This is a genomic window from Pseudomonas sp. MF6751 (assembly GCF_016613265.1).
In the GTDB taxonomy this organism is placed as follows: Bacteria; Pseudomonadota; Gammaproteobacteria; order Pseudomonadales; family Pseudomonadaceae; genus Aquipseudomonas; species Aquipseudomonas fluorescens_BV.
The window spans coordinates 90,555-115,387 of sequence record NZ_JAENSV010000002.1; the positions used below are offsets into that span (position 1 = coordinate 90,555).

The following is a 24,833-nucleotide window of genomic DNA, read 5'->3' on the forward strand; positions in this document are numbered from 1 at the left end:
GCGCGAGAGAGGCACGAGACACAGTGCAAGGCTGCTACCTATACGGCAATGATCAGGAGACCGCGCAATACCTTAAGAGCCGACTTGCCGGTTCAGTAACGGCTAATGGGCCCACCGGTACGATGTCACTATTCAGGGTTCAGCCTCACAAAAAAACCGTAGGCTGAACACAGTAGAAAACTAAGGCTCGATTACCCATCGCCCGCGCAACATGCCTCTCAGCTCATCAACGCTCAGCGTCATATCCCGCTTGCGATGGACCACGGCGTGACAGTTGGCGCACAACGTGACGAGGTCGGTCTCAGGATTCACGGCTTTCTCACCACCAAAGTCCGAAATCGGCACTATATGGTGAACGTGAATGAAGCCCTTCGCGTGCTCGCCGTACGCCTTTTCAAAATCAAAGCCACATGCCTTGCAGTCAAGCCCGTGGATAGCAATGGCCTTCACCCTTAGATCTTTCCGGCGTTCGTAACGGGTTCCAAAGTAACTTGATTTGCTGCCTTCATTGGCCGACTCAAAGGTCAATGGATCGCCTTCGATATTTGGTGTGCCCTGGTCAGCCTGGGAAGACAGGAGCTTCGCATGACTTAGGATTGCATCGTAATCCAGTTGGGAAATGGACCGAACCCCGTCACGCCAATAGTTGTTCACGCGAGTAGCGGGGATCGTCTCCAAGTACGCTCCGTTAATTCTCGAGGGGATAGCGCTTTCAAACGGAGTGAAGTTTTCGATCAAGGCGAAAAGGTCACCCTTATCACTTTTCCGGTCTGCGTAGACCTTGCCGATGCGTGCCATACCAAAATAATGCGGATCGGCGCTGAGGCGGACAGAAGCAAAGGTTTTGTCCTGGATGCGTCCTTTGTAATAGATCACTTCGGTTCCTTCAGCAAGCCAGGCTTGGTATCGCTTGGGGAAGTGATAGACAGCACCGGTCTCGTCTTGCCATTGCGATGTGTCGTTTTCAACGATGACTGCGGGCATTCCATTTCCTCTCGACTGATGGCAAAAGCCTACCAAAAATGAGGAAACTTCTTACAAAATATTCCAGCTCAACTTTTTAAGATTCTTATTCTTTATATAAATTAATAAGGTGAAAAAGCTTTTCAGCTTCCCCCGGAATCAACAAAAAAGACGTCCAAAGACGTCTTTTTTGTACCTGGCATTCCATCAACCACAATGCTAGTGTCGCCCCATGACTACCTATTGCCTCACCTCGACAACCACCACCACGACCGCATCAAGCGGAGCGTGCGAGGTGTCGTGAGCCAATAACAAACACTTCAAAGGCCCGCCAGCGATGGACAGGGCCTTTTTTATGCCCTTGTGTCGCTGGTTCACACGCAAGGAGATGCACCCATGTACGCCCTGTTGATACTCGATATCCAAGTCGGACTCATCCACGGCCCGAAAAAACCCTGGCGCTGCGACGAGCTGTTGGAGACACTGAATGCCCTGATGGACAAGGCTCGCAGCGCAGGCGCGCCGATTTTTCTCGCGCGCCACATCGGCCCCGCTGGCTCGCCAATCGAACCGGGCAGCCCACTTACGCTGATTGCAGAGGAACTGAAGTTGCAGGGTGAAGAAGTGGTGTTCGAAAAGCGCCGGCCTAACGCTTTTGCAATGACTGACCTGGCTGACCATCTGCGCTCCAGCGGCGCCACCGGCGTCGTAGTCACTGGGATGAAAACGCAATACTGCGTCGACAGTACCTGCCGTGCTGCGCGTGATCTTGGCTTCGATGCGGTGCTTATCGCCGACGGTCATACCTGTTCTGATACGCCCTTGATGAAAGCCGAGGCCATCGTGGCTCATCACAATGCCACGCTCAACGGGCCGTTCTGCCAGTTGGTTCAGGCTGTGGACTGGAGCTTTTAACAGAGCCTGACGACGGGGAGGTCAACAGGGCCGGGCTTCGGAACTTTCCTGCAAGATGTCGCGCTGTTGGTGAACTGGCCAACTCCGCCTGTCGCAGATAACCTTCAACTGTCGCAGCAATGGTAGAGCCCAGCTCTAAGATGGCTTCCATCTTGTCCTTGACGCTCAGGCGGCGACTGAACAAAACTATCTACCAGCTCAGTACAGCGCGCAGGCAATTGTTAGAACCTGCCCAGCAGTCCTGAGCTTTTTTTTGCCCGGAGAAAAGTGAGTGAAGCGAACAGCCGTTCTCATCGATGGTGGTTTTTTCTTTCAGCGCGTGCTGTTCTTCGGGCGAAAGTACTTCCGAGACAGCCTGCTGCCGAACGCGGAACATTTGGCGCAGATTATCAGGAAGCTGGTCAGGCTTCACATTGAGGACGAGCGATCCGCCCGCCGGGAACTCTACCGAGTCTATTACTACGACTGTCCGCTGCCCTCCAATCAGGTACGTCTCCCACTCATACCACCAGGCCACAAAACGCCAGGACATTTGAATTTCAATACCCATCCGCCCTACCAGTTACGACGTGCCCTTCATGACAATCTCAGGTGCAGCAGGAAAACAGCGCTCAGGCTCGGCGAGCTAGCCAAAAGTGGAGAATGGCGGCTCAACTCCCACTCACTCAAAGCTTTGCTTAATGGCCACAAGGCTTGGAGCGAGCTCACCAATGCAGACTTCCACTACAACGTGGAGCAAAAAAGCGTAGATACCAAACTGGGCATGGATATCACGACCCTGGCCATGGACCGACTGGTTGACGTCATTGTTCTGGTGGCCGGCGACGCTGATTTCGTACCTGCGGCAAAGCTGGCAAGGATGAAAGGGATCGACTTCGTTCTAGATCCCATTTGGGCCAATACGACCAGCAGTCTTAGCGAACACGTAGATGGCCTTCGATCCTTCGACATTGTGAAGATGATCAGGGATATCACCGGCGCCGATGTCATTAAGAGTCCGGAGTGGTGGGCTATACGACCAGATATGCGACACCAACGTGATGAGGCCACTGAAATCGCAATTGCGGGTAACCTGGAAGCTGATCCAGGGGTGCACGTTAAAAAGCCATGCCTGGAAGCCAGGGACTGAGCTCAAACTTCACGGCTTCCATTGTGTCGCTCGTCTAGAAGCGGTACAGGGCCAGGCTTCGGAATTTTCCCGCAAGATACCGCGCTGTTGATGAACTAGCGCACTCCAACCAACAAGCCTAGCCTTCCCCGGTCGCTGCAAAATCAGCGACCGGGTTTAGCAGCTCGGTTAATATCAAGGCCTGCAAAGCCACCATCCGTGCGAGCGATGCTTTCAGCATCCGCTGGTTCGTGTCATGGCGGCTGTGCGTGGGGCACTTTCGGGTGCGCCGGGTTCCTTGATTCCTGGTCTGCTAACCCGCGTACGGTCGCCACCCTTTTCGTTTAGCAGCGATGTCTGGCGACTCCATCAATCAAGGAGTTTGAGCCATGAAAAAAATCACCCCCAATCCCCCAACCACCCTCTTCACCCTCGCCGAAAACATCCACCCCGAAACCCTGCTAATCCAGGCCAGCGAAACCCTCTCCTCCCTCAACGCCATGACCACCGACCTGGCTTTCGAACTTGAAGGCGCGCACCGCCACAAGTTGCTGGGCGCCCAACAATTGATCGTTCTGGGTGAGCTACTGGTAGAACGAGTCTTGAACACGCAACCATTCACCAGCCAGACGCCACAACCCTAAAACACGCAAAAGGGCGAGACGCCTCAGCGCATCTCGCCCGCTGGCATCCCCTCACACTTCCCATTACCCTGACGGCCTTTATCAGACACCCGGAAGTCAGATACTCGTGCTCAAGCCCTTCGCCGTCATCGCCCTCTCCGTCATGCCTTTACTTGCCACCGCTGCCGAGTTGGCCGGGGTTTGGCAAGGCACTTTGGGCAAGTCCGCTATCACCGTGTGTTTCAACGGCGCCGACGGGGAGCATGGCAGTTATTACTACCAGCGCATCCGTACCCCGATTCAACTGACCCAGGCCAAGGACAACGCGCCTTGGGTGGAGGAAGGCAACACCGGTTTCTGGGCCCTGCAAAAACCTCAGGCCGATACCCTTTCGGGTGCCTGGAGCAAAACCGATGGCGGTGCGCCGCTGCCACTGGCCCTGCGCCGCATTGGCACGGACGGCTGCGGCAGCGATGCCTACAACGCGCCCATGGAAGCCGCGCCGTTGCCGATCAAGACTGAGAAGAAGACTTTCCACAACCACACCTACCAGCTCAAGACCCAAGGCCCCCGCGTCACGCTCAAGCTGGAGGGCGATAGCCCGGCGGTGCAGAAGATCAATCAGCAACTCGCCGCGCTGGCCGTCAATGACCAAGATCTAACCGACTATTTTTATGAACGGCGTGAATACCTGGGTCGAAACGGCTCGGTCTATACCAGTGAGATCGAGGTTGAGCCCGCCTATTGGTCATCGCAATTTCTCACCGTGCGGTTCTATCGCTGGGCCGCAGGCCAAGGCGCCATGGGCATCAGTTGGGGCCTGCACTCCTGGAACCTGCAAACCGGCGAGAGTGTGGACCCATGGACCTGGCTCGGCGGCCATCAGCAATGGCATGACGCCTACTCCGGCCATTTGAAGCTGCCGGCCGCCTTCAGCACTTGGCTGGCCAAGCAAACCACCACCGACGAGGGCTGCCCCGCGATCACCGATTACTCCAACTTTCACCTGAGCTTCAACACCCAGGGCCTGCAACTCTCGACACCGGCCAATGGTGACGGTTGCGACAACGACTTGGCCTTCACCTGGGAGCAGTTGGAGCCGGTGCTGAGCGCACAAGGCAAAGCGGCAGTGCCCAGCTTGAAAATGCCCTGACGCGCCGGAGAAAAACCCCACGGCCGTTCACCAAAGGTTAAGAATCGCGCTCGTATACTCCCTGACTACCCATGACCGGTCGCCCGATCGGTCTCATGCCTCGGTAGCCAGACTCCATGACGCGCCCCGCTCCCCTGCTGCTCTTGCTTGCTGCTCTGTTGTTCTTCTTCGCCCTCGGCAACCATGAGCTGCAAGGCTCTACCGAAGCACGGGTGTCCGGGATCGCCATGGCGATGCACCTGGACAATGACTGGGTGGTGCCGCGCCTGTTTCGTGAACCCTTCCTGGAAAAACCACCCCTGAGCCTGTGGCTGGACGCCGGGGCGATTCGCCTGTTTGACGCCAGCACCGGGGCGGTGCGCCTGGCGTCGGCGTTTGCCGGGCTGTTCAGTGTGATGCTGTTGTACGGGATGCTGCGGCGGTTTGGGCGGCCGCAGACGCTGGCGCTCAGCGCTGCGTTGATCCTGGCGACCATGGCCAGTTATTGGGGCAATGTGCGGGGGGTGGGTGAGGATTCGTTGCTCAGCCTCGGTGTCACCGCTGCCCTGCTGGGGTTTTACCAGGCGGTACGGCCCGAGCGTGAAGGTTCGAGTACCTGGGCCTGGGCGTTGTTTACCGCCGGGATGGTCATCGCCACGTTGAGCAAGGGCGTGTTGGGGCTGGCGATGCCGGGCATTGTGATTTTTGTGTACCTGCTCAGTACCAGCCTAATGGATAAGCGCCTGCGGCTGGGCGATTGGCTCAAGCCGGCGCTGTTCACCTTGTTGGCGTTGGTGCCGTTGCTGATCTGGCTGGGGTTTCTGTTTCAGCGCGGCGGGATGCAGGCGGTGGGTGAAGTGTTATGGACCAATAGTGTCGGGCGCTTCAGTGGTTCGTTCGTAGAAGCCGGGCATTACGAGCCGTTTTACTATTACCTCGCGAAACTGCCTGAGGCCTTCCTGCCCTGGAATATCCTGGTGTACTTGGGCCTGTGGCACTTCCGCAAAAGCCTGGTGCGCAACCGCTACCGGTTGTTTTTCAGCGTGTGGCTGGTGGCGCAGTTCACCCTGCTGACCCTGGCTTCCAGCAAACGCACCGTGTATTTGATGGCGCTGACGCCAGCCGCCGCGGTATTGGCCGCCGAATATGCGCGGGTGCTGTTGGAGTGGGTCAAAGACCATAAGCCGGGGCTGTACCGCTATCACCGGCAGATCATCGGCGGGGTTTTCAGCCTGGCGATCGCCTGCTACCTGAGCGCAGCGTTCTGGTTTGCACCCAAAGCCGATGTGCGCCATTCATTCGTGCCGGTGATCAGCCAGATCCAGACCCTACAAGACGAAGGCAGGACGGTGGCGATGTACCAACCCAACGAGCGCATCGACGGCGCCAGCGTGTTCTACCTGCAGGCCTACTTGCCGATCCTGAACACCGAAGCCGAACTGCGCGCCTTCCTTGCCGACAAGCCCGGCAACGTTGCGCTGACGGACCACACTGACCGGCTGAAAGAGCCGGTCACGGTGATCAAGCAAATGGCGATCAACCGCCAGCCTTACTACTTTGTCGAGCAGTAAGGCTGGCGCGGGGCATCAGTGCTTGGTGAGTTTGTCCAGGTAGCCCATGGCGAACGCCGACACCACGAACGTCATGTGGATGATCACGTACCACATCAGGTGCTGTGGATCGACGTTCTTGGCGTCCATAAAGATACGCAGCAGGTGGATGGAGGAAATCGCCACGATGGAGGCCGCCACTTTCATCTTCAGCGACGAAGAGTCCATGGTGCCCAGCCAGTTGAGCTTTTCCTTGTTTTCATCGATATCCAGCTGCGAAACGAAGTTCTCGTAGCCGGAAATCATCACCATCACCAGCAAGCCGCCGACCAGGGCCATGTCGATCAACGACAGCAGCAGCAGGATCACTTCGGCTTCCAACATGGTGAAGATGTTGGGAATCACGTGAATGATTTCCTGGAAGAACTTCAGCGCCAGGACCAGCAAGCCCAAAGACAGCCCCAGGTAGATCGGCGCCAGCAGCCAACGCGAGGCGTACATCGTATTTTCGATAAAGCGTTCCATTGAATCTCACACAGCTTGGCTAAAAATGGCGCCGAGTATACCAGCCGCCACCCGGCCCCTGTCACCGCGAGAAAACTGACCCAAGTGGCATCTGTAAGAGAATTTTTCTGCTAGTGTCGAGGCCATTCACTCGGCTCGATGATGTCGGACAGGAAAACTTCAGATGATGGATGTGCGATCCCCTTTGGCCACTCTCGGCCTGTGCGCGGCGTTGCTGATGGCCAGCGGCTGCTCCCCCAAAGAAGAGCAGAAGCAGGCGACCCTCGAAGAGAAAACCACGAAGTTCGAACAGTCCCTGGACAGTATTCAGGACCCCAAGCTGCGCGATGCCATTGCGGACCTGGGCGGCTCGCTGCTGTTGCTGGAACGTGCGCGCGTCAAGCTCGCCAGCAAGCCCATCGAAGCCGAATACGGCGAAGACAGCCTGGCCCTGCTCAAGCATTACCCTACGCCCCAAGCGCTGGTGGACACCTACATCAATGGCCTGTTCGTGCTGCGCAAAACCTCACACTCCGACTACCTGACGGATTTGCAGCCGGTCTTCCCGTTCAATTTCAACGCCCCTGACCAGTTCCCCTTCCCCCATGGCCTGGAATGGCAGTCGGTCACCCTGAGCAACAATAAAGTCATTCCCTTCCAGCCGGAATGGTCAGAAACCGACCCCGGCATCCAGCTGAGCCCCAGCAGCTCCAACTTGACCAACCCCGACGACCTGACGGTGACCTACCCGTTTATTGAAGGGATCGAGACGGAAAACAAGAGCCAGCCACAACCCATCAGCCTCAAGGGCGCGGTGGAGGTGATCACCCCGGGCAAGGTGCTGACGTTCGACCTGACCAAACAAGACGTGGGCCATAAACGCACCGACGGCAACATCACCCTCAATCTGCTGACGCTGGAAAAGAACTACGCCGAGATCGAACTGACCAACAGCCAGCCCTTGGCCGCCGAAGTCGGCGACGCGTCACCCAACCCGCTGCTGGTGCAGGCACGGGACAGCACCGGGCAATTTCTGACCCGCTCAGGCTCGATCAACGAGAGTGCCGCGCAAGTGGCGTTCTATGAGAAACAACTGGCCGAGATGCAAAAACAGACCGCGTGGTCCGATGCCTTCGATAAACAGCTCACCGACGCGCAAAAAGCCTTCGAGCGCCAGCAGACCAGCCATTACGCCAAGGTATATTTCAACGGGCTGATCGATAACCTGCAGGTGAATGTGCTGGATTTATCCAAGGCCACGCTCACCCGTAAAGACCTGGACCTGCCGGTGATGCGCTTTGACAGGAACAGCCTGCAAAACACCGTACAGCCCCTGCCAATGCCGGTCACGGTGTATGACGACGGCGCCGCCAGTTGGCTCAAAGATGCCTCGATGACGGAGGACCAACTGAAAAACAGCGTCACCATCAGCCAATCGACCGAAGACGCCAGTGCCGCAAAAATCGTGTTCGACCACCCGTTCACCTTCAATGACGACCTGGTCGGTGCCGAGCGCAACAACAGTGACGCGCCTATCACCTTTTTCACCGCCGATGACAAGGGCGAGCGCGGCGAGCCTATCGAGTTGCCGACCGAGGCTTTCGAGCTGAACGCAGTAAGCGGCACGCTCACCTACGACCTCAACCTGTTCCCGGAAACCCCGGCGTATGTGGTGGGCTCGGTACCGTTGTTTTTGGCCACCATCGAGAAAGCCACGATTGACGCCGCCAAGCTGCCCAAGGGCCTGTCGCTCAAGGACAACGCGCTGATCGTCGACCAGAAGGACTTCCCCGCCGACAGCTGGCGCTTCTACGCCAAGGATGCCAGCGGCAATTACTTAAAGGAGATCCTCGGTGTCAGCCACCGCGCCGAGGAATACGGCACGGCGATGTTTGACGTGCATTACTTCTACGGCCAGCCGACCACGCTGGAAAGTTACCAGCGCACCGACCTCAGCACCGTGCAATACGGCTTTGAGGTCAAGCTGGACAAGCCTGAGAGCAAATAGCCGACGCTATAGGGCCAGCCGCTCCTGGCCGCCATTGAGTTGGCGCAGATGAGCCTGCAGGTGCAGGCACCATATCTGCGGCTCGTCCATTTGCTCGTAGCCGTGCAAGGTCAGGCTATCAACGATGGTGCCCAGCATGCGTTCTGCCACGAAGGGCCCATGGAACGGGCCCTGGGATTTGACGGTGGAAGGCTGCTCGCCCGACATGCCGGCGGCAAACAATAGCGTCCACATCCCGTTATCCCCGGCGAGAGGGCGAATGGAGCATTCGATACGGGTGACCAGGCCCAGGCACTGGCGAGTAAGGCAAAGGTTGCGCGACATGGCGGCGCCCCTCGGTAGATCGGTGTTCAGCCCCAGCGCAAGGCGAGGCTGTTTCTATCCTGCGACTCCTGTGGATATCCCTGACTCTGAGAATAGAATAAAAACGCGACAAACCAAGGTTGTAGGGACCAACGGACGTTGGTCCCAGGCGAGAGTCAATTTTGTGGCACGCTAAACATCCCAAATACACCATAGATCACTGTGGGAGCTGGCTTGCCTGCGATGACGGACTCACAGCCAACCTCCCAGTTGACTGATACACCGCTATCGCAGGCAAGCCAGCTCCCACCTTGACCGAGTGATGACAGCAATCAGGTCGGCTTGGCTTCCGCCAACGCCTGCTGCGCCAGCTCCTTCTCCGCCTCCTTCAAATCTTCCTCACTGATCATCTCGGCAATCGCCCGCAAGCGCTCCACCACCCGCGCATTCACGGTACCTTCCGGGAACTGCCCTTCGGCGTCCGGCTCGCCGGCATCCTCGCCCACCAGCAGGCTCAGCGCCTCATCGGCCTGGCGCACCGCATAGATGTGGAATTGCCCGGCACGCACGGCCTGCAACACCTTCTCGTCGAGCATCAGCGTGGCCACGTTGGCCTGAGGGATGATCGCACCCTGCTCACCGGTCAGCCCGCGGGCTTCGCAAAGACGGAAGAAGCCTTCGATCTTCTCGTTGACCCCGCCCACCGCCTGCACTTCACCAAACTGGTTGATCGAGCCGGTGATCGCAAAGCACTGCTTGAGTGGCGTCTTCGACAAGGCCGAGATCAAGGTGCAGGCCTCACCCAGGGAAGCGCTGTCGCCATCCACATACCCGTAGGACTGCTCCAGGGCGATACTGGCTGAGATGGCCAGCGGGAATTCCTGGGCATAACGGCTGCCCAGGTAACCGGTGAGGATCATCACACCCTTGGAGTGAATCGGCTGGCCAAGGTTAACTTCGCGCTCGATGTCGACAATGCCGCTGCCGCCCGGGTACACCGTGGCGGAAATCCGCGCCGGTACGCCGAAGGCCGAGTCGCCGACCTCCAGCACCGTCAACCCGTTGCACTTGCCCACGGCCGCACCGGCGGTGTCGATCAGGATGACGCCAGCGAGCATGTCGTCGAGAATCCGCGCCGACACGCGGCCGGTGCGCGTGGCCTTGGCCTTGAGGGCGCGCTCGATATGCCCGGCATCGGTCATTTCGTCGCCGGCCAGGTGGCGAATGAAATCCGCCTCGCTGACCAGTTGGAACAAATCGCCAATACGCGCCGACAAGCGCCCCTGATGTTCGGCCAGGCGTGCACTGTAGGTCGCCAGGCGCGCCACCGCGTCCGAGGTCAGCGGCGCCATGCCTTCTTCCGAAGTACGGGTTTTGAGCAACTGGGCGAACTGCTCCAGGCTCTCGTCGACCATGGGGATGTCTTCGTCGAAGTCCACCAGTACGCGGAACATCTCCTGGAAATCCGGATCGGCGTCTTGCAGCGCGTAATACAACTGGCGCGAGCCGATGATGATCACCTTGACCTGCAAGGGAATCATCTGCGGGTTGAGGGTCACGGTGGCCAGGCGGCCGAGTTCGCCCAGGGGCGATTCCATCTTCAGCTTGCGCGATTGCAGGGAGCGTTTGAGCGCATCCCACACAAAGGGCTCGCTGAGCATTTTTTCGGCTTCCAGTATCAGAAAACCGCCATTGGCGCGGTGCAACGCGCCGGGACGCAACTGGCGATAGGTGGTGTAGAGCGCCCCCTGGTCGGTGCTGTATTCGATACGGCCGAACAGGTTGTCGTAGGTCGGGTGCGGTTCAAACACCACCGGCGCGCCACCGTTGACCGAGTGGCCCACTACCAGGCTAGGGCAGTATTGCTCTTCGAGCAGCTTGCGCGCCTGGGCGTCGGTCTTGGCGTCGTCCACCAATTGCTCGACCACGGTTTTGAGCAGGTACACCTGCATGGCCTGCAGGTAGCCACAGACGCCCGCATTTTCTGCGTATTTTTCCGACAATGGCGCCAGCAAAGGCTGCAGGGCCAGGGTGATGGTTTCTTCGTTGAACTGGCGCAGTTGGTTGTTGGACTCGCGCTTCCACTGCGGCAGGCTGGCCAGCTCTTCGTTGAGGCGTTCTTCCAGCTCGGAGATATCGGTGTGGAAGCGCTCGCGATCGGCCTCCGGCAGTTGCGAAAACTCCGCTTCGTCCAGCGCCTTGCCGTCGAGCATCGGCGTAAAGGCGATGTTGGAGCTGTCGCGGTACAGCGCCACGTCTTTTTCCAGGGCCAGGCGCTCGATCACGTCCAGCGCCTTGTCGTAGCGCTGGTTGAACGCCCGGTCGATGGCGCTTTTACGCTGTTGATAAGTCGGGTGCTCGAACGCCGCCGGGAAGGTGGCGACCAGGTTATCGACCAGGCCGTTGATATCGGCGATAAACGCCGCGGCGGCGCCACCCGGCAATTCCAGGGCGCGAGGCTCGCGGGGCTCATCGAAATTATTCACATAAACCCAGTCCGCCGGGGTTTGCAGGCGCTTGCCTTCGGCTTTCAGGTAGCGTTTGACGAACGAAAAGCGGCCGGTGCCCGGCTCGCCCATCACAAACACGTTGTAACCGGGGCGTGGCATGGCCACGCCGAACTGCAAGGCTTCAACCGCACGTTCCTGGCCAAGCACACCGCGAAAGGGCTCCAAATCATTGGTGGTCGAGAAGCTGAACTGTTCAGCGGAGAAAGGGCGAGTCAGCGCTTCGGGCGCTAGACGCAAGCTGGCAGCAACAGGATCAGGCATCGGGCTTCCTTACATCAGGCGGGGCAGATGGGGCATTCTGGCTCCCGGTTGAGCGCTCTGGCAAGGCGCGCTTTCGGGAAAGCATAGCCACCGCACGCCTCCTACAAAAAAATCGCCCGCGACTGAATGTTTATAAAAAAACACGGAACCCTGGGAACGTGCCTAAACTCCAAACTGCGCGGGTTGGACTAATAACTGGCCCCTAGGGTGCGTTGAGCACCTGAACCCTTGTCCATTGGTTTGCACACAAAGAGAACAAAGCTATGAAACGGATCCTTCTTGGTACTCTCTTCACCGTCGTCTCCCTCAATGCAATGGCAGAAGCACCAGGTGGCCCGAACTGCGGTTGGGGCAACATGTTGTTCGAAGGCCAGCGCGGTACTCCGGCCCACTTCCTCGCCTCCACCACCAACGGTACTTCGGGTAACGCCACCTTCGGCATGACCTCGGGCACCAACGGTTGCAGCACCAACAGCGCCCTGACCTACGGCGGCAAGTCCTGGATTGCCATGAATGGCATGATGAACGAGCTGTCCGAAGACATGGCCAAAGGCAACGGCGAAGCGCTGACCACCTATGCCGTGGTACTGGGTGTTGCCCCGGAAGATCGCGACCACTTCGCGGCCGTGACCCACGAGCACTTCCAGCAGATCTTCAGCAAGGCTGACGTGACCGCTGACGACGTGCACAACAACACCATTGCTGTACTGAAAAGCGATGCCCGTCTGGCGAAATACGCAACCCAGGCTTAAGCTCGACCTGCCCGCGCCTTTCGAGGCGCGGGTTTTATTTTTTCGACCCGCCCACCTTGGGTCTTTTTTTCCGTCCGACTTAAGTAGCCCCCATGCTCAAACGCCTCGCTTGCCTGGCTCTCTTCGCCTGCGCCCCGCTGCATGCGGCACCGCACCTCGACGATCAACGTTTGCAGCAACTGGCCAATGATCCGTTCTGGCTGTCGCTGGGGCACTACGAAGCCGGCAAGATCAGTGGCTGGCGCAGCTATGTCAGCGACAAGAAGTTCTTCCTAGCCGCCGATGGCGCACACCATCCGGACGCCGAACTCAAGGCCACCGTTGATGCGCTGTATGCACCGGCCAGCTTGGGTGAAAAACACGCCCAGTGCGTTTACCCCGCCCGTACCCGCTGGCTCAAGGCGCAGTTGCAACTGAACGACCTGCCCGCCCTGGAATGCAAAGAGTTCACCCAGTGGTTCAAGGATGTCGCGCCCCATAGCGCAGTGATGATCTTCCCGGCGGCCTACCTCAACAGCCCGTCGTCGATGTTCGGTCACACCCTGCTGCGTATCGACCAGGCCGACGTGCAAAGCAACAACACCGCGCTGCTCAGCTATGCGATCAACTTCGGCGCCTATATCGAAGGCTCCGACAACAGCATCCTCTATGCCTGGAAGGGCCTGATGGGCGGCTACCCCGGCCTGTTCGCCCTGGTGCCCTATCAGGAGAAACTCTCCGAATACCGCAGTCTCGAAAACCGCGATTTATGGGAATACCGCCTGAACCTCACCGAGGTCGAGACCAAGCGTATGGTCGAGCACGTGTGGGAGCTCAAGCAGATCCAGTTTGATTACTTCTTCTTCGACGAAAACTGCTCCTACCGCCTGCTGGAACTGCTGCAAGTGGCCCGCCCCGGCCTGCGCCTGACCGAACAGTTCCCGCTCACCGCGATCCCTACCGATACCGTCAAGGCGGTAAAGGACGCAGGTCTGGTCGAAAAGATCGACTATCGCCCCTCCCGTGAACGTGAACTGCTGGAACGCGCCAAGCCACTCGATAGCGATGAGCAACAGTGGGTGCTGAAAATCAGCGACGACCAAAAGCAACTGCAGGAACCGGCATTCAAAGCACTGCCCCGCGAGCGCCAGGCACTGATCGTGGACGCTGCTTACCGCCTGGGCCGCTACCGCGCCAATGGCCTGGAGCGCGATGCGACACGCTCCCAGCGCAGCTTCGAACTGCTGCGCGCGATCAACCAGAACCCGGCGCCAGACCTGAAGATCACCCCGCCTGGCCTGCCGGAAAACGGCCATGAATCGCGCACCTGGCAAGTCGGCATCGGCACCCGCGGCGACAAAGCCTTCGGCGAATACGGCCTGCGCATGGCCTACCACGACCTCAACGACAACGCCGAAGGCTTCCCCCTGGGCGCGCAGATCGAAATCCTGCAAATGAAACTGCGCCAGTACGAGGGCAATCACTGGCAGCTCCAGCAACTGGACCTGGCCACCATCCGCTCGCTGACGCCGCGCAATGCGCTGCTGCAACCCTGGTCGTGGCAAGTCACCGGCGGCCTGGAACGCGTGCCGGGCAAACACGACGACGAAACCCTGGTGGCCCACGTCAACGGCGGCGCGGGCGGCACCTGGCAACTCTCCGACGACATGCTCGGCTTCGCCCTCGGCACCGTGCGCGTGGAACATAACAACGACTTCAGCGAAGCCATCTCCCCGGCCGCTGGCTTTAACACCGGCGTGCTGTGGAAAAACCCGTTGGGCAACCTGAGCCTGGAAGCCAAGGGTGATTTCTTCACCAACGGCGAAGTGCGGCGCAGCATCAGCCTCAACCAGCAGTGGGAACTGTCGCGTAACCTGGGCCTGCGCTTGAGCGCCCAGCGTGAATACAGCCACCTGTCCACGCCAGTGAATGAAGTGATGCTTGAAGTGAAGTGGTACCACTACTGACTCAAGCCTGGTGAAATGCCCAATGTAGGAGCGAGCTTGCTCGCGAAAAACGTCAACGATAACGCGTGTTTCCCGAATAAACGCGGCGCCTATGGGTTCTTCGCGAGCAAGCTCGCTCCTACAAAAGTCCTGCACATCCCTCTGACACCTCTTTCACATACAGCTGACAAATCCCCTTCTAGACTCTCCTTATCAGCCGTTAACCGGCCAGGGAGTACGCCATGTGGCGGTATGCGCTAATGCTGTGTGCCGGGGTTTGGCTGGCGGGTTGCCAGACAACCCATGAGGACCTGCTGGCCAAGGGTTACCCACCCGCCTTCGCCGATGGCTTTGACGACGGTTGCAGCAGCGGTCGCCAGGCCGCTGGGGTGATTACCGGGGCGTTTCGCAAGAATGTGCCGCGCTACCTCAAAGACCGGCCATACGCCGAAGGCTGGGAAGATGGCTTTCGCCAGTGCAAGGCCATGCGTGAGAGCCAGGAACTGCGCGATTACGAGGAAAACCGCAGGGACGACCGCGAACGCGATTGGCAGCAGGAAAAAGATCGTGACGCCGCCAAAGCCTATCGCTCACGCTGATCGTGGGAACGATCAGGCAGCGAACGTGGCCCAAGTTCCATAGGTAGGAGGACGCCATGAGCCGAGCTTTTGTAAATGAAGATAACGCCGCGGCCCAGGCTGATCAGCCGGTGGAGCGTCAGGTCAGCGCGCAACCTAACCGCCTGACCGCGCAAGGGTTGGCGCAGTTGCAGGCCAGGGTGGCACAGTTGCAAGGGGAGCACAGCGACGAAGCCGCCAAGGGTGAGCAGGCCGATAAACAGCGCCAGGCGGATCTTGAGCGGGACCTGCGCTACTTCAACCAACGAGTGCAGAGCGCCCAGGTAGTCGCGCCGGCCACGTCCACCGACAAGGTGCAGATCGGCAGTTGGGTCACGTTCGCCAACGAACAGGACGAACAGCAGCGCATCCAGTTGGTCGGTGAAGACCAAGCCGATGCCAACGCAGGCTTGATCAACTGGGGGTCGCCCCTGGGCCGTGCCTTGTTGGGCGCCCAGGTGGGCGACGAGGTGCTGTGGCAGCGCCCCGTCGGCGATCAGTTGATCGAAGTGCTGCGCATCGAACCCGAAGCCTAGACGATACCCTGGGCCAGCATCGCGTCAGCCACTTTCACGAAGCCCGCGATGTTCGCGCCCTTGACGTAGTTGATACGGCCGTTTTCTTCACCGTAATGCACGCAGGCATGGTGGATCGACTGCATGATGTTGTGCAGCTTGCTGTCCACTTCCCCTGCGGTCCACAGCAGGCGCATGGCGTTTTGCGACATTTCCAGGCCGCTCACCGCCACGCCCCCCGCGTTGGACGCCTTGCCCGGCGCAAACAGGATGCCCGCATCGATGAAGATATCCACAGCCTCCAACGTGGTCGGCATGTTCGCGCCTTCGGCCACGCAGAGACAGCCGTTGCGCAGCAAGGTGCGCGCAGCCTCGGCGTCGAGTTCGTTCTGGGTGGCGCAAGGCAGCGCGATATCGCAGGCCAGTTCCCAAGGCGCTTGGCCTTTGCGGAACTCCAGGCCGAAACGTGTGGCCAGTTCACTGATACGCCCGCGCTGTACGTTTTTCAGCTCCAGCAGGGCCGACCATTGTTCTTCGGTCAAGCCGCTTTCGGCGTACAGGGTGCCTTCGGAGTCCGAGAGGGAAATCACCTTGCCGCCCAGGTCCATGACCTTGCGCGCCGCGTATTGCGCCACGTTACCGGAGCCGGACACGGCCACACGCTTGCCTTCAACGCGCTGACCTTGGCGTTTGAGCATTTCCTCGGCGAAATACACACAGCCGAAACCGGTGGCTTCCGGGCGGATCAAGCTGCCGCCGTAGGTCATGCCCTTACCGGTCAGCACTGAGGTGAATTGGTTACTCAGGCGTTTGTACTGGCCGAACAGGAAGCCGATTTCCCGTGCGCCCACACCGATATCACCGGCCGGTACGTCCACGTCCGCACCGATATGGCGGTACAGCTCGCTCATGAATGCCTGGCAGAAGCGCATCACTTCGGCGTCGCTCTTGCCCTTGGGGTCGAAGTCCGAGCCGCCTTTGCCGCCGCCCATGGGCAGCGATGTCAGGGAGTTCTTGAAAGTCTGTTCGAAGGCGAGGAATTTCAGCACACCCAGGTTGACCGAAGGGTGGAAGCGCAAGCCACCTTTGTAGGGCCCAATGGCGCTGTTCATCTGGATACGGAAACCGCGATTGACCTGGACCTTGCCATGGTCATCCACCCACGACACCCGGAACGTGATCGCGCGTTCCGGCTCGCAGATGCGCTCCAGGATGCCCGAGGTCAGATAGTGCGGGTTGGCTTCAAGAAAGGGCCACAGGCTGCGCAAAACTTCTTCTACAGCCTGGTGGAATTCCGGTTGGTCCGGGTCGCGTTTCTTGAGGCGGGCAAGGAAGGAATCGACGGATTCGGTCATGAAAAGTCTCGGCAAATTGATTGTTGTTAAACAGAGAATGAGCCGGACTTTATCAATTCGTTTCGCACCGTGACAGGGCAAGATGTCGCTTTTGTGAAATTAAATGGTGCAATAAGTATAAATAACCCGCGTTTTCTGCCCTTAAATGGGGATTTCACTCAGAGTTTTGCACCAACAGGTAGGCCGTTATCGCAGGCAAGCCAGCTCCCACATGACCGGTGTACTCGATCAAATGTGGGAGCTGGCTTGCCTGCGAAAGCGGTGGTTCAGCTCAAGATTCAGTGGCTGACACACCGCCTTCGCGAGCAAGCCCGCTCCCACACTGCTCTTACATTTGCCCACAGCCTCGCGCAGGGCACTAGCGCGTGCCGGGCACCAGGTCGAGTATCTCGTCGATGCCCAGGCAACGTGGCTCCAGCTCCAGCGTCCTGCCATTGGCGAGGATTCCGACGGCGGTATCGCGCATGGCCAGGTAGGCACTGCGCAACATGTGATTGGCATAAATCACCGCATTGAAACCTGCTCGCTCCAGCACCTCGAACTTCAGGTGAACATAGCTGGTCGGCACACAAATCAGCGGTACTCTGGGCCGCTGCAGGCGAAACTGCCGGGCGAATTCCAGGATTTCCAGGCCATCCTGCTTGCGGCTGTGGATCATGATGCCATCCGCCCCCGCCTCGACATACGCCAGGCACCGTGCCATCGCCTCTTCCATGCCGCGATTCAGAATCAAGCTTTCACACCGGGCAATCATCATCAGCCCTGAGCCGGTGCGGCTCGTGCAGCCGGCCTGGAGCTTGGCGCAAAAGGCCTCGATGGACTCCTGCGCCTGATCGACCTCGATGCCCAAGAGTGAGTTCTTCTTCAGGCCGCACTTGTCTTCGATCACCACCGCCGAGACGCCCGCGCGCTCCAGCATCTTGATATGAATCGCGAAATGTTCGGCCTTGCCGCCGGTATCGGCATCGAATATCAGCGGCAGCGAGCACACATCGAATATTTCGCGAATCCCCGGCAATCGGTTACTGGGCGAAAGAATTTCGATGTCGGGTAACCCGCGCTGGGTCGAGTCGGTCAGCGAACTCGACCAGATGGCGTCGTACCCCACCGTATGCCCGGGGCTGATCTCCAGCCTGGCGCGCTGCGCGAGCAACGCCGATATCGGGCTATGGGCTTCGAGTACACGCAGGCAACGGTTGCTATCCAATAGCGCCGACAGAGGGCGTCGGCGCGCTTCGGTATCCATCATAGGGTTCAGGCTCCTTATCAGCGGCACAACAAGGGTTATCGGACAGCCTCAATCCCAGGCGGGCTGTTCGCACTTGAGCACCGACGCCATCTTTTGCAGATGTTCGCAGGCCCTGGCCACGTACTCCCTGGAGAGCCGTGCGATACGTGCGTAATCCACGGCCTGCCCGGTGGCGCTGGCATACAGCCTCAACGCCTCAGCGGCATGCTTGAAGTGGCGTGCTTCCACGCTGCCGCAATGCACACTGAGAAAACTCGCGACGCGGCTGGCCTCACCGGCGCTATAGCCCCGCACATCGCGCAACCACTGTTTCCATAGCGGGGTCATCAGGTTGTATTCGCCGGTATTGAACAACTCCGTCATGGCCATCATTTCCAGCGCTTCGATGAGCAGCGGCGCCAACGGGCGCTTTTCCCCCACCCAACCGGAGAATTCCTTGGTAATCGGGTTGAGGAATTTGTCTTGCAGGCGCCATTCATCGGAGCCGCAGATGGCCGAAGCCATGCGGTAATACAGCTTGGAGTGGTGCGGATGCCCATGCATTTCACCCAGCCCGATGTCCTCGACAATGATCTCCCCACAATGGGCCGCCGCCTCGAGCATTTTCAACCGGGCGTCATCCGTCAACGATGCCGACTCCTGGAGGATGCGCACGATGATGCTCGAGACGGCATGGGCGGCGCCGTCCGGGCTACGCCAGCCACAGAAGAACGTACACAGTGACGACTCGCTCCAATTACTGGAGGTCATGTCGACATAGGTCTCGCAGTACGTGTCCAGCGCGGCGGTTTGACTGTTGAAACCGCTGAGCAGGGCCTGGGCCAGATGTCCGTCCTCGACATCCACCAGCGCCTGGTTCACGTACCCGATAAATTGACGGCTCAGATTTTCCACGGCTCATATCCTTTTAAGGTGGGGTTAATGCGCAACGATTTCTGACATGAAACGAGCGAAGCGTGTGAGGCCCTCAATCAGCGCTTCACGCTCAACGGCGTAGGAGATACGGATGCTGTTGCCGTCACCACAGCCAGAGCCTGGCACTACCGCAATATGGGCCTCGGTCAATAACAGATCGGCCAAGTGGTCGACGTCACGAATAACGGTGCCCAGGTAGCGGCCCCCCAACTTGCGGGACACATCGATAAACAGATAGAACGCCCCTTCCGGCGGGGCGCACCGAATGCCGTCGACATGCCCCAGGCAGGTGCAGGCCGCGAGCAATTGCTGGTCGAGGAAGGCATTGACCTGGCGAGTAAAGTGCGGCGCATCCGCCATTAGGCTGCCGAGCGCGGCATATTGGGACAGGCTGCTGGGGTTGGACGTCGTATGCCCTTGCAGGTTGTGCATGGCGGCGATGACTGGGGCGGGCGCGCACGCATACCCTACCCGCCAGCCGGTGACCGCGTGGCTCTTGGAAAACGAATCGACCAGTACCGTCTGATGTTTGAGCGGCGCAAACAGCGACACGATGTTGTGATGTTCATGGGGCGCGCGCACCAGTTTGCGGTAACACTCGTCGAACACCACCCAAAGCCTGTGTGCGAAGGCGAGCCGGGCAATACCCAACAGTTCTTCGCGCTGATAAACCGTGCCCGTCGGATTGTTCGGGGTGTTGATCACAATCATCCGGGTACGCGGGGTCAGGGCCTTCTGGACCGCTGCGCAGGTGAGGCGATAGTCATCCGCAGCCGTGTCGACATAGACGGGAACGCCACCGGCCAGTTGGATCTGGGTGGGGAAGGTTTCCCAGTACGGCACCGCGACGATGACTTCATCCCCCGGATTGAGCAGCACCATCGCGGCGTTATACAGCGCCTGCTTGGCACCCGCGGTCACCGCTATTTCATCGGCGGCGTAATTCACCCCGCAGCGCTGAGTGACCTGCTGCGCCAGCGCGTGGCGAAGCTGGGGCAGGCCAATGGGCGGCGTATAGCGGTTGCGGGCAGTGGCGAGCGCATCGGCCGCGGCGGCTTTCATCACCGGGCAGGCATCGAAGGACAATTCGCCCGCGGCAAAGTTGACCACGTTGACGCCGGCTTCTTTCAAGGCATTGGCTTTACTGCGCATGCTGGACGTGCCGGGTGCGCTGAGACGTTGCGCACGCTGGGACAACGGCAATGACACGGCAGAGGGTTCACTGTTATTCATTGTTATACCTGCCAGAACACGCTGAAAAATTCGTTCGCCCTACCGGGCTTGGGCCTCCAACCCTTGCTGAACCCGCCAGGACAGCGGCAAGGTCAGCAACAGGGTGGCGGCCAACAACAGGACGGCCATGGGCACACCGGTGGCATCCCCAAGGCTGCCGAACAGCACCGGCGCCAAGGCGCCGCCACCGATGGTGCCGGTGTAGAACACGGCGAACGCCTGGTCGCGCCTGCCCGGCCCTGCCAGGTCCGGGACTGCGCCGTACAGCACCGACGACGTGCCGTTCAGCGCCAGCCCCAGCAGCGGCAACATCACCATCAAGCCGGCGTAGGGCAAGTACACCGCCATGACGATCAGCACGGCCGTGGTGAACTCCGTGGCCCATACCGTTTTCATCATGCCGATGCGCGCACCGAGGTAACCGCACAGCAATTTGCCGAAGGCGCCGCCGACAAACAGCATGGTCAGCGCCAGGCCGATGCCCGCAGGCCCGGCGCCCTTGGCCTTGAGCAAAAACGGCAGGAACGTGAGGAAACCCATGCGCACGGCGCTGTCCAGCGTGCCGGTCACGATCAGCGCACGCAGGCCGCTCGCGGAGCCGGCGCCGCCGCCCGTACGGGTGGCTTTCACCGGCGCCGCCGAAGCCTCGGCGCGTGCCGGGATCAGCCACCACAACAGGCCTGCCGCCAGCAGCCCGAGTACACCCAGCAGGGTGACACTGGCGCGCCAACTGATGACCGCCAGCAACAGGCCGATCAACCCCGGAATCAGGGTTTTGCCAATATCGCCGCTGAAGTTGTACTGCGACAGCGCTTGTTTGACGCCCCCGCCGGCCTCGTGCGTATCGGTGATCAACGACGAGGCCAGCGGGTGCTGCGTACTCGCGCCGAGCCCGCCCAGCAGCAGCGCCAACAGCAACACGCCCAGCCCGCCAGCCTGGCCGGCCAGCAGGTAGGCCAGGCCCGCCAACGCAGTGCCACCTACCAGCAAGCGTTCACGCCCCCAGCGTGCGGCAGCACGGCTGGCCAGTAACTGAAAACCGGCCATCATGCCCGCGTAAGCACCGCGCAACAGGCCGATCTGGGCGTAGCTGAGGCCGAACTGCGCTTGCCAGATCGGCAACAGCACATAAATCACATCGGTCAGCCCATCGTGCACGGCATGCGCGCCGCAGCCTGCCACCAGAGCGCGGCGACGCACGCTGACCGGGTCAGGCGGCGACAACGATGGCGTTGCGGTCTGCTTCAGGGTGCTCATCTGGGTCAGAGGCTCTCAGGCAAAACGCCGGGTTAACCCAGCAACTGCGCACAGTCGCTCATCACACTGGCTTTACGCTGCAGGTATTGAGCAAAAATGTCGCGCGCCGTGGCGGGGTCCACTTCAATCTGCATGGCAGTGGTGAACTCATTCACCGCCGCCACCGCATGGGCGAAATGGTTGCTCTCGGTACCGCCGGTGTGCACCGTGACCCAGGCCACCGTCGCACGGGATTTCTCCGGCGGCACGCCCATGTCCCGCACGAACCACTGCGAGTACAGCGGGTGGATGAATTCCACTTCGCCGTGGGTGTACACCTCGTGGATCAACGTGGTCAGTAACCCCTGCAGCAGGTCGCGATCACGCAGGCGGCGGGTGTCGGTCCAGTCTTTGAACGCCTGTGCCGAGGGCAGGCAATTGTCCTTCAATATCCACTGGTCATCACCGCACAGCGCGGTGGCCATGGTGTAGAACAGGTCCGCGTGCAAGGTGTTGCCCAACGCGCCCAGATCTTCATCGGTGATGCGTTGCAGGCTGCCGCAGGCGCGGTACAACTGCGCGGCGGCGGCGGAGCCTTCATCGGAGCGCGCCAGCAAGGTAATGCGGTTGGCCAGGCCGGACACACTGGCCGCCGAATTATTGGTCTTGGACCAACTGGCGAAGAACTTGCGCAGTACCGCCGGCGAATGCCGACGCGAGGTGAGCCGTGCAAAAGCGTCTTCGATATCCACCAGCGCGTCTTCCTGAGCCCAGAAGGCTTCGAACAGAGCGTGGCGCAAGGCGCCGGCCGGCATGTCGTTCAATACCGGTTCGATGAGCTTCAACAACTGGCTGCGCTTGATCACGGTGTTAGTCATGTTCACCTCTCATAGTCCTTTATTGGATGAAAAATCAGGCTGGTTTGCCGCGCTGTCCGGCGATCAGGGCCTGGGGCTTTACCGGTTTCCAGCCCAGCAGGGCAATCGCCAGCGACAACAGCTGAAAACCTGCGACCAACGCGACGCAGCCCGGCCAGCCCCATTGATTCCAAAGCATGGCCGGGGCCACGGCGCCGGCGCTGCCGCCCAGGTAATAGCCGGTCAGGTACAGCCCCACGGCGCCGGACTTGTCCGGGCCTGCCGTGGTGGCGATATACGCATTGGCGGATGCCTGTGCCAGGAATACGCCGGTCGAACTCAGGGCCAGCCCCAACACGATCAGCCACAGGGACGGCAACAATGTCAGCGCCGAGCCACAGATGCCGAGCGCAACAGCGCCGGTCAGTAACTGCGATTGTGGTCGCGATTTGCTCAAGCGCCCCGCAACAGGAATGACCACCAGCGCCAGCAGGAACACCGCATACAAAGTGCCCAAGGCGGCGGCGCCCAGGTTGAACGGGGCCTGGCTGAGATACAGCCCGGCATAGGTAAAGGTTGCGACTTGGGAGAACAGCACGCAGAAACCGACGCCATAGGCCGCCAGCAAGGGTTTGCGCAGAAGCCGGCGCACCCCGTGCATGCCCACGGCCGCAACGCCGGGCCGCGCCACCGGATTGGCCGGCAACAGCCACACAATCAGCAGGCCGACCAGCAGGCTGATCACCGCCAACAGTTCGAAGGCTTCGCGCCAGCCCACATATTGGGTCATGACACCCGAGACAAAGCGCCCGGCAAACCCACCGAGCACCGTCCCCGCGACGTACAAACTGGTGATCTCGGTGACCGTGGCCGCACGCCAGCGATCACCGATATAAGCCACGCTGGTGGCGAACACCACTGGGATCAACATCCCTTCGACAAAACGCCACACCAGCAGCTCGGCAAAACTGTCCACATAGGCCGTCAGCAGCGTCGGCAGCGCCAGCAGCAACGCGGCCACGGCAATCACCGTGCGCTGCTCGAAACGGCCGGTCAGGCGCCCGACAAACGGCGCGGTCACCGCCACCGCCAGCGTGGTCACCGTAATGCTCCACCCTGCCTGCCGGGCACTCACCTGGAAGCTTTCGGCAAACGCAGGCAGGATGCTCTGTGTCGCATAGAGATTCAGAAACGCCGCACAGCCACACAGGAACACGGCGAAGCGGACGTGATGCATGCGCGGGTTCATGTGGCCTCTCGTCTTATAGTCGAGGATGTTTATAGAATACCCAGCGCAGCGAACACCAATACCGAATTCGGACCGATCAATACCCAGGAAACAGAATGCTTGATCTACGCAAGTTACGTTACTTCCTGACGGTCGCCGAAGAGCTGCACTTCGGCCGTGCGGCCCAGCGCCTGCACCTTGCCCAGCCGCCTCTGACGCGGCAGATCTCGGCCCTGGAAACCGAGCTTGGCTTTCGCCTGTTCGACCGCACCAGTCGCACGGTCACACTGACCGCCCAAGGCCAGCACTTTTTGCCGTATGCCCGCGCAGCGCTGGAACACGCCAGGCTTGCACAAGACATCGCCGCCAAACTGGCTGCCGGCTCGACCGGCCAACTGGTCGTAGGCTATGCCAGCTCGATCGCGTTGTCGGAACTCTTCAGCCAAACCCTGCAAGCCTTCGCCCAGCGTTTTCCCGATGTGCAACTGACTCTGGTGGAGAGCGCTTCCGGCAGCCTGCACACGCACGTGCTGGACGGGCGCATCGACGTCGGCATGAGCCGCCTGCTGCCGGAGGCTGGGCAAACCGGCGTCGAGGCTTTGTCCTTGGGGCAAGAACCGTTGGTGGCAGCTCTTTGCAGCGACAACCCGCTGGCGGAGCAGAGCGAAGTCACCCTCGCCCAGCTCAGTGAGTACCCGTTGATTCTGTTTCCCAGCGATTACGGTTCGGGCCTCAACGGCTCCATCGAGCACCTGTATCAACGCCGCGGCCTGGCGCTGCGCCCGGGCCCTGCGGGGCGCCAGATCACCTCGATCATCGCCCTGGTGGCGGCAGGCCAAGGTGTCTCGCTCGTGCCCCAGTGCACACGCACCCTGGCCAGGAAAGGCGTGGTCTACCGCCCCTTGGCAGACCCCGAAGCCTGGGTACACCTGCTGATACTCACACGCTCACCGTCACGCTCACTGTTGGTCGAGGCGTTCATGGGGGTGGTCGAAGAATTGCTGCGCAGCCGCCCAGCGCTGGCGCCCACGAGGCTCCCGGCATAACGCGGACAAAAAAATACCCCTGCGTGAG

The 24,833-nt window shown here is 60.0% G+C and carries 22 protein-coding genes; 11 read left to right on the forward strand and 11 right to left on the reverse strand.

Going from position 1 to position 24,833, the window contains the following annotated elements; all coding sequences use genetic code 11:
• Positions 1-180: 180 nt before the first annotated feature.
• On the reverse strand, positions 181-984 hold the full coding sequence (locus tag JJD66_RS02220) for an HNH endonuclease (RefSeq protein WP_200647516.1): 804 nt from the start codon (positions 982-984) through the stop codon (positions 181-183).
• 375 nt (positions 985-1,359) lie between these two features.
• Here JJD66_RS02220 and JJD66_RS02225 point away from each other — a divergent pair, with 375 nt between their 5' ends.
• The 5 genes from JJD66_RS02225 to JJD66_RS02245 all read left to right on the forward strand — a co-directional run bounded on the left by JJD66_RS02225 (position 1,360) and on the right by JJD66_RS02245 (position 6,312).
• Positions 1,360-1,878 (forward strand): cysteine hydrolase family protein, encoded by a 519-nt coding sequence (locus JJD66_RS02225; RefSeq protein ID WP_200647517.1) that lies wholly within the window; start codon positions 1,360-1,362, stop codon positions 1,876-1,878.
• Positions 1,879-2,149: 271 nt separating this feature from the next.
• Positions 2,150-3,007 (forward strand): NYN domain-containing protein, encoded by an 858-nt coding sequence (locus tag JJD66_RS02230; protein ID WP_200647518.1) that lies wholly within the window; start codon positions 2,150-2,152, stop codon positions 3,005-3,007.
• 368 nt (positions 3,008-3,375) lie between these two features.
• The gene (locus JJD66_RS02235) at positions 3,376-3,630 is read left to right on the forward strand and encodes a DUF6124 family protein (RefSeq protein ID WP_200647519.1); all 255 of its coding nucleotides are present in this window, start codon (positions 3,376-3,378) and stop codon (positions 3,628-3,630) included.
• Positions 3,631-3,736: 106 nt separating this feature from the next.
• On the forward strand, positions 3,737-4,762 hold the full coding sequence (locus JJD66_RS02240; RefSeq protein WP_198715341.1) for a hypothetical protein: 1,026 nt from the start codon (positions 3,737-3,739) through the stop codon (positions 4,760-4,762).
• Between the two features lie 116 nt (positions 4,763-4,878).
• Positions 4,879-6,312, forward strand: coding sequence for an ArnT family glycosyltransferase (locus tag JJD66_RS02245; RefSeq protein ID WP_200647520.1), 1,434 nt, complete (start codon positions 4,879-4,881; stop codon positions 6,310-6,312).
• Between the two features lie 15 nt (positions 6,313-6,327).
• On the opposite strand, the gene JJD66_RS02250 is transcribed toward JJD66_RS02245, so the two are convergent.
• Positions 6,328-6,816: a TIGR00645 family protein gene (locus JJD66_RS02250; protein WP_014719996.1), complete on the reverse strand. Its 489-nt coding sequence runs from the start codon at positions 6,814-6,816 to the stop codon at positions 6,328-6,330.
• A gap of 163 nt (positions 6,817-6,979) precedes the next feature.
• On the opposite strand from JJD66_RS02250, the gene JJD66_RS02255 reads away from it, so the two are divergent.
• A complete protein-coding gene (locus JJD66_RS02255; RefSeq protein WP_200647521.1) occupies positions 6,980-8,803 on the forward strand; it encodes a hypothetical protein in 1,824 nt (607 codons plus the stop codon).
• A gap of 6 nt (positions 8,804-8,809) precedes the next feature.
• Here JJD66_RS02255 and JJD66_RS02260 read toward each other — a convergent pair whose 3' ends face one another.
• Positions 8,810-9,127 carry a PA4575 family protein gene (locus JJD66_RS02260; RefSeq protein ID WP_003194269.1) on the reverse strand — a complete coding sequence of 106 codons (318 nt, stop codon included), beginning with the start codon at positions 9,125-9,127 and terminating at the stop codon, positions 8,810-8,812.
• Positions 9,128-9,438: 311 nt separating this feature from the next.
• A complete protein-coding gene (locus JJD66_RS02265; RefSeq protein ID WP_200647522.1) occupies positions 9,439-11,877 on the reverse strand; it encodes a Lon protease family protein in 2,439 nt (812 codons plus the stop codon).
• Positions 11,878-12,140: 263 nt separating this feature from the next.
• Here JJD66_RS02265 and JJD66_RS02270 point away from each other — a divergent pair, with 263 nt between their 5' ends.
• From JJD66_RS02270 to JJD66_RS02285, 4 genes are all read left to right on the forward strand, one after another.
• The gene (locus JJD66_RS02270; protein WP_003194274.1) at positions 12,141-12,629 is read left to right on the forward strand and encodes a DUF3015 domain-containing protein; all 489 of its coding nucleotides are present in this window, start codon (positions 12,141-12,143) and stop codon (positions 12,627-12,629) included.
• Positions 12,630-12,721: 92 nt separating this feature from the next.
• Positions 12,722-14,575, forward strand: a complete 1,854-nt coding sequence (locus tag JJD66_RS02275) for an Lnb N-terminal periplasmic domain-containing protein (protein WP_200647523.1) — start codon at positions 12,722-12,724, stop codon at positions 14,573-14,575.
• 221 nt (positions 14,576-14,796) lie between these two features.
• Positions 14,797-15,153, forward strand: coding sequence for a hypothetical protein (locus JJD66_RS02280; RefSeq protein WP_200647524.1), 357 nt, complete (start codon positions 14,797-14,799; stop codon positions 15,151-15,153).
• Positions 15,154-15,209: 56 nt separating this feature from the next.
• Entirely contained in the window at positions 15,210-15,707 is a 498-nt protein-coding gene (locus JJD66_RS02285) for a GreA/GreB family elongation factor (protein WP_060764087.1), read from the forward strand.
• On the opposite strand, the gene gdhA is transcribed toward JJD66_RS02285, so the two are convergent.
• From gdhA to JJD66_RS02320, 7 genes are all read right to left on the reverse strand, one after another.
• Positions 15,704-17,041: an NADP-specific glutamate dehydrogenase gene (gene gdhA, locus JJD66_RS02290; protein ID WP_032904174.1), complete on the reverse strand. Its 1,338-nt coding sequence runs from the start codon at positions 17,039-17,041 to the stop codon at positions 15,704-15,706. The genes JJD66_RS02285 and gdhA overlap by 4 nt on opposite strands.
• 358 nt (positions 17,042-17,399) lie before the next feature.
• Complete coding sequence (gene aepX / locus JJD66_RS02295; protein ID WP_072448313.1) at positions 17,400-18,290, reverse strand: phosphoenolpyruvate mutase; 891 nt, start codon at positions 18,288-18,290, stop codon at positions 17,400-17,402.
• 48 nt (positions 18,291-18,338) lie between these two features.
• Positions 18,339-19,184 (reverse strand): hypothetical protein, encoded by an 846-nt coding sequence (locus JJD66_RS02300; RefSeq protein WP_200647525.1) that lies wholly within the window; start codon positions 19,182-19,184, stop codon positions 18,339-18,341.
• A 24-nt stretch (positions 19,185-19,208) separates the two neighbouring features.
• Complete coding sequence (locus JJD66_RS02305; protein WP_198715346.1) at positions 19,209-20,438, reverse strand: pyridoxal phosphate-dependent aminotransferase; 1,230 nt, start codon at positions 20,436-20,438, stop codon at positions 19,209-19,211.
• A gap of 39 nt (positions 20,439-20,477) precedes the next feature.
• On the reverse strand, positions 20,478-21,695 hold the full coding sequence (locus tag JJD66_RS02310; protein WP_198715347.1) for an MFS transporter: 1,218 nt from the start codon (positions 21,693-21,695) through the stop codon (positions 20,478-20,480).
• 32 nt (positions 21,696-21,727) lie between these two features.
• A complete protein-coding gene (locus tag JJD66_RS02315) occupies positions 21,728-22,552 on the reverse strand; it encodes a hypothetical protein (protein WP_019818016.1) in 825 nt (274 codons plus the stop codon).
• A gap of 34 nt (positions 22,553-22,586) precedes the next feature.
• The gene (locus JJD66_RS02320) at positions 22,587-23,780 is read right to left on the reverse strand and encodes an MFS transporter (RefSeq protein WP_200647526.1); all 1,194 of its coding nucleotides are present in this window, start codon (positions 23,778-23,780) and stop codon (positions 22,587-22,589) included.
• Positions 23,781-23,875: 95 nt separating this feature from the next.
• Between JJD66_RS02320 and JJD66_RS02325 the strand changes: the two genes are divergently transcribed.
• Positions 23,876-24,805, forward strand: coding sequence for a LysR family transcriptional regulator (locus JJD66_RS02325; RefSeq protein ID WP_200647527.1), 930 nt, complete (start codon positions 23,876-23,878; stop codon positions 24,803-24,805).
• Positions 24,806-24,833 lie beyond the last annotated feature (28 nt).

What these genes read in the sequence shown, in the direction of transcription:
- JJD66_RS02305 (WP_198715346.1), bottom strand. Translation starts at nt 20,438, where the DNA reads ATGAATAACAGTGAACCCTCTGCCGTGTCATTGCCGTTGTCCCAGCGT.
- JJD66_RS02320 (WP_200647526.1), bottom strand. Translation starts at nt 23,780, where the DNA reads ATGAACCCGCGCATGCATCACGTCCGCTTCGCCGTGTTCCTGTGTGGC.
- JJD66_RS02270 (WP_003194274.1), top strand. Translation starts at nt 12,141, where the DNA reads ATGAAACGGATCCTTCTTGGTACTCTCTTCACCGTCGTCTCCCTCAAT.
- JJD66_RS02315 (WP_019818016.1), bottom strand. Translation starts at nt 22,552, where the DNA reads ATGACTAACACCGTGATCAAGCGCAGCCAGTTGTTGAAGCTCATCGAA.
- JJD66_RS02245 (WP_200647520.1), top strand. Translation starts at nt 4,879, where the DNA reads ATGACGCGCCCCGCTCCCCTGCTGCTCTTGCTTGCTGCTCTGTTGTTC.
- JJD66_RS02310 (WP_198715347.1), bottom strand. Translation starts at nt 21,695, where the DNA reads ATGAGCACCCTGAAGCAGACCGCAACGCCATCGTTGTCGCCGCCTGAC.
- JJD66_RS02265 (WP_200647522.1), bottom strand. Translation starts at nt 11,877, where the DNA reads ATGCCTGATCCTGTTGCTGCCAGCTTGCGTCTAGCGCCCGAAGCGCTG.
- gdhA (WP_032904174.1), bottom strand. Translation starts at nt 17,041, where the DNA reads ATGACCGAATCCGTCGATTCCTTCCTTGCCCGCCTCAAGAAACGCGAC.
- JJD66_RS02325 (WP_200647527.1), top strand. Translation starts at nt 23,876, where the DNA reads ATGCTTGATCTACGCAAGTTACGTTACTTCCTGACGGTCGCCGAAGAG.
- JJD66_RS02285 (WP_060764087.1), top strand. Translation starts at nt 15,210, where the DNA reads ATGAGCCGAGCTTTTGTAAATGAAGATAACGCCGCGGCCCAGGCTGAT.
- JJD66_RS02220 (WP_200647516.1), bottom strand. Translation starts at nt 984, where the DNA reads ATGCCCGCAGTCATCGTTGAAAACGACACATCGCAATGGCAAGACGAG.
- JJD66_RS02235 (WP_200647519.1), top strand. Translation starts at nt 3,376, where the DNA reads ATGAAAAAAATCACCCCCAATCCCCCAACCACCCTCTTCACCCTCGCC.
- JJD66_RS02275 (WP_200647523.1), top strand. Translation starts at nt 12,722, where the DNA reads ATGCTCAAACGCCTCGCTTGCCTGGCTCTCTTCGCCTGCGCCCCGCTG.
- JJD66_RS02260 (WP_003194269.1), bottom strand. Translation starts at nt 9,127, where the DNA reads ATGTCGCGCAACCTTTGCCTTACTCGCCAGTGCCTGGGCCTGGTCACC.
- JJD66_RS02255 (WP_200647521.1), top strand. Translation starts at nt 6,980, where the DNA reads ATGATGGATGTGCGATCCCCTTTGGCCACTCTCGGCCTGTGCGCGGCG.
- aepX (WP_072448313.1), bottom strand. Translation starts at nt 18,290, where the DNA reads ATGATGGATACCGAAGCGCGCCGACGCCCTCTGTCGGCGCTATTGGAT.
- JJD66_RS02250 (WP_014719996.1), bottom strand. Translation starts at nt 6,816, where the DNA reads ATGGAACGCTTTATCGAAAATACGATGTACGCCTCGCGTTGGCTGCTG.
- JJD66_RS02225 (WP_200647517.1), top strand. Translation starts at nt 1,360, where the DNA reads ATGTACGCCCTGTTGATACTCGATATCCAAGTCGGACTCATCCACGGC.
- JJD66_RS02280 (WP_200647524.1), top strand. Translation starts at nt 14,797, where the DNA reads ATGTGGCGGTATGCGCTAATGCTGTGTGCCGGGGTTTGGCTGGCGGGT.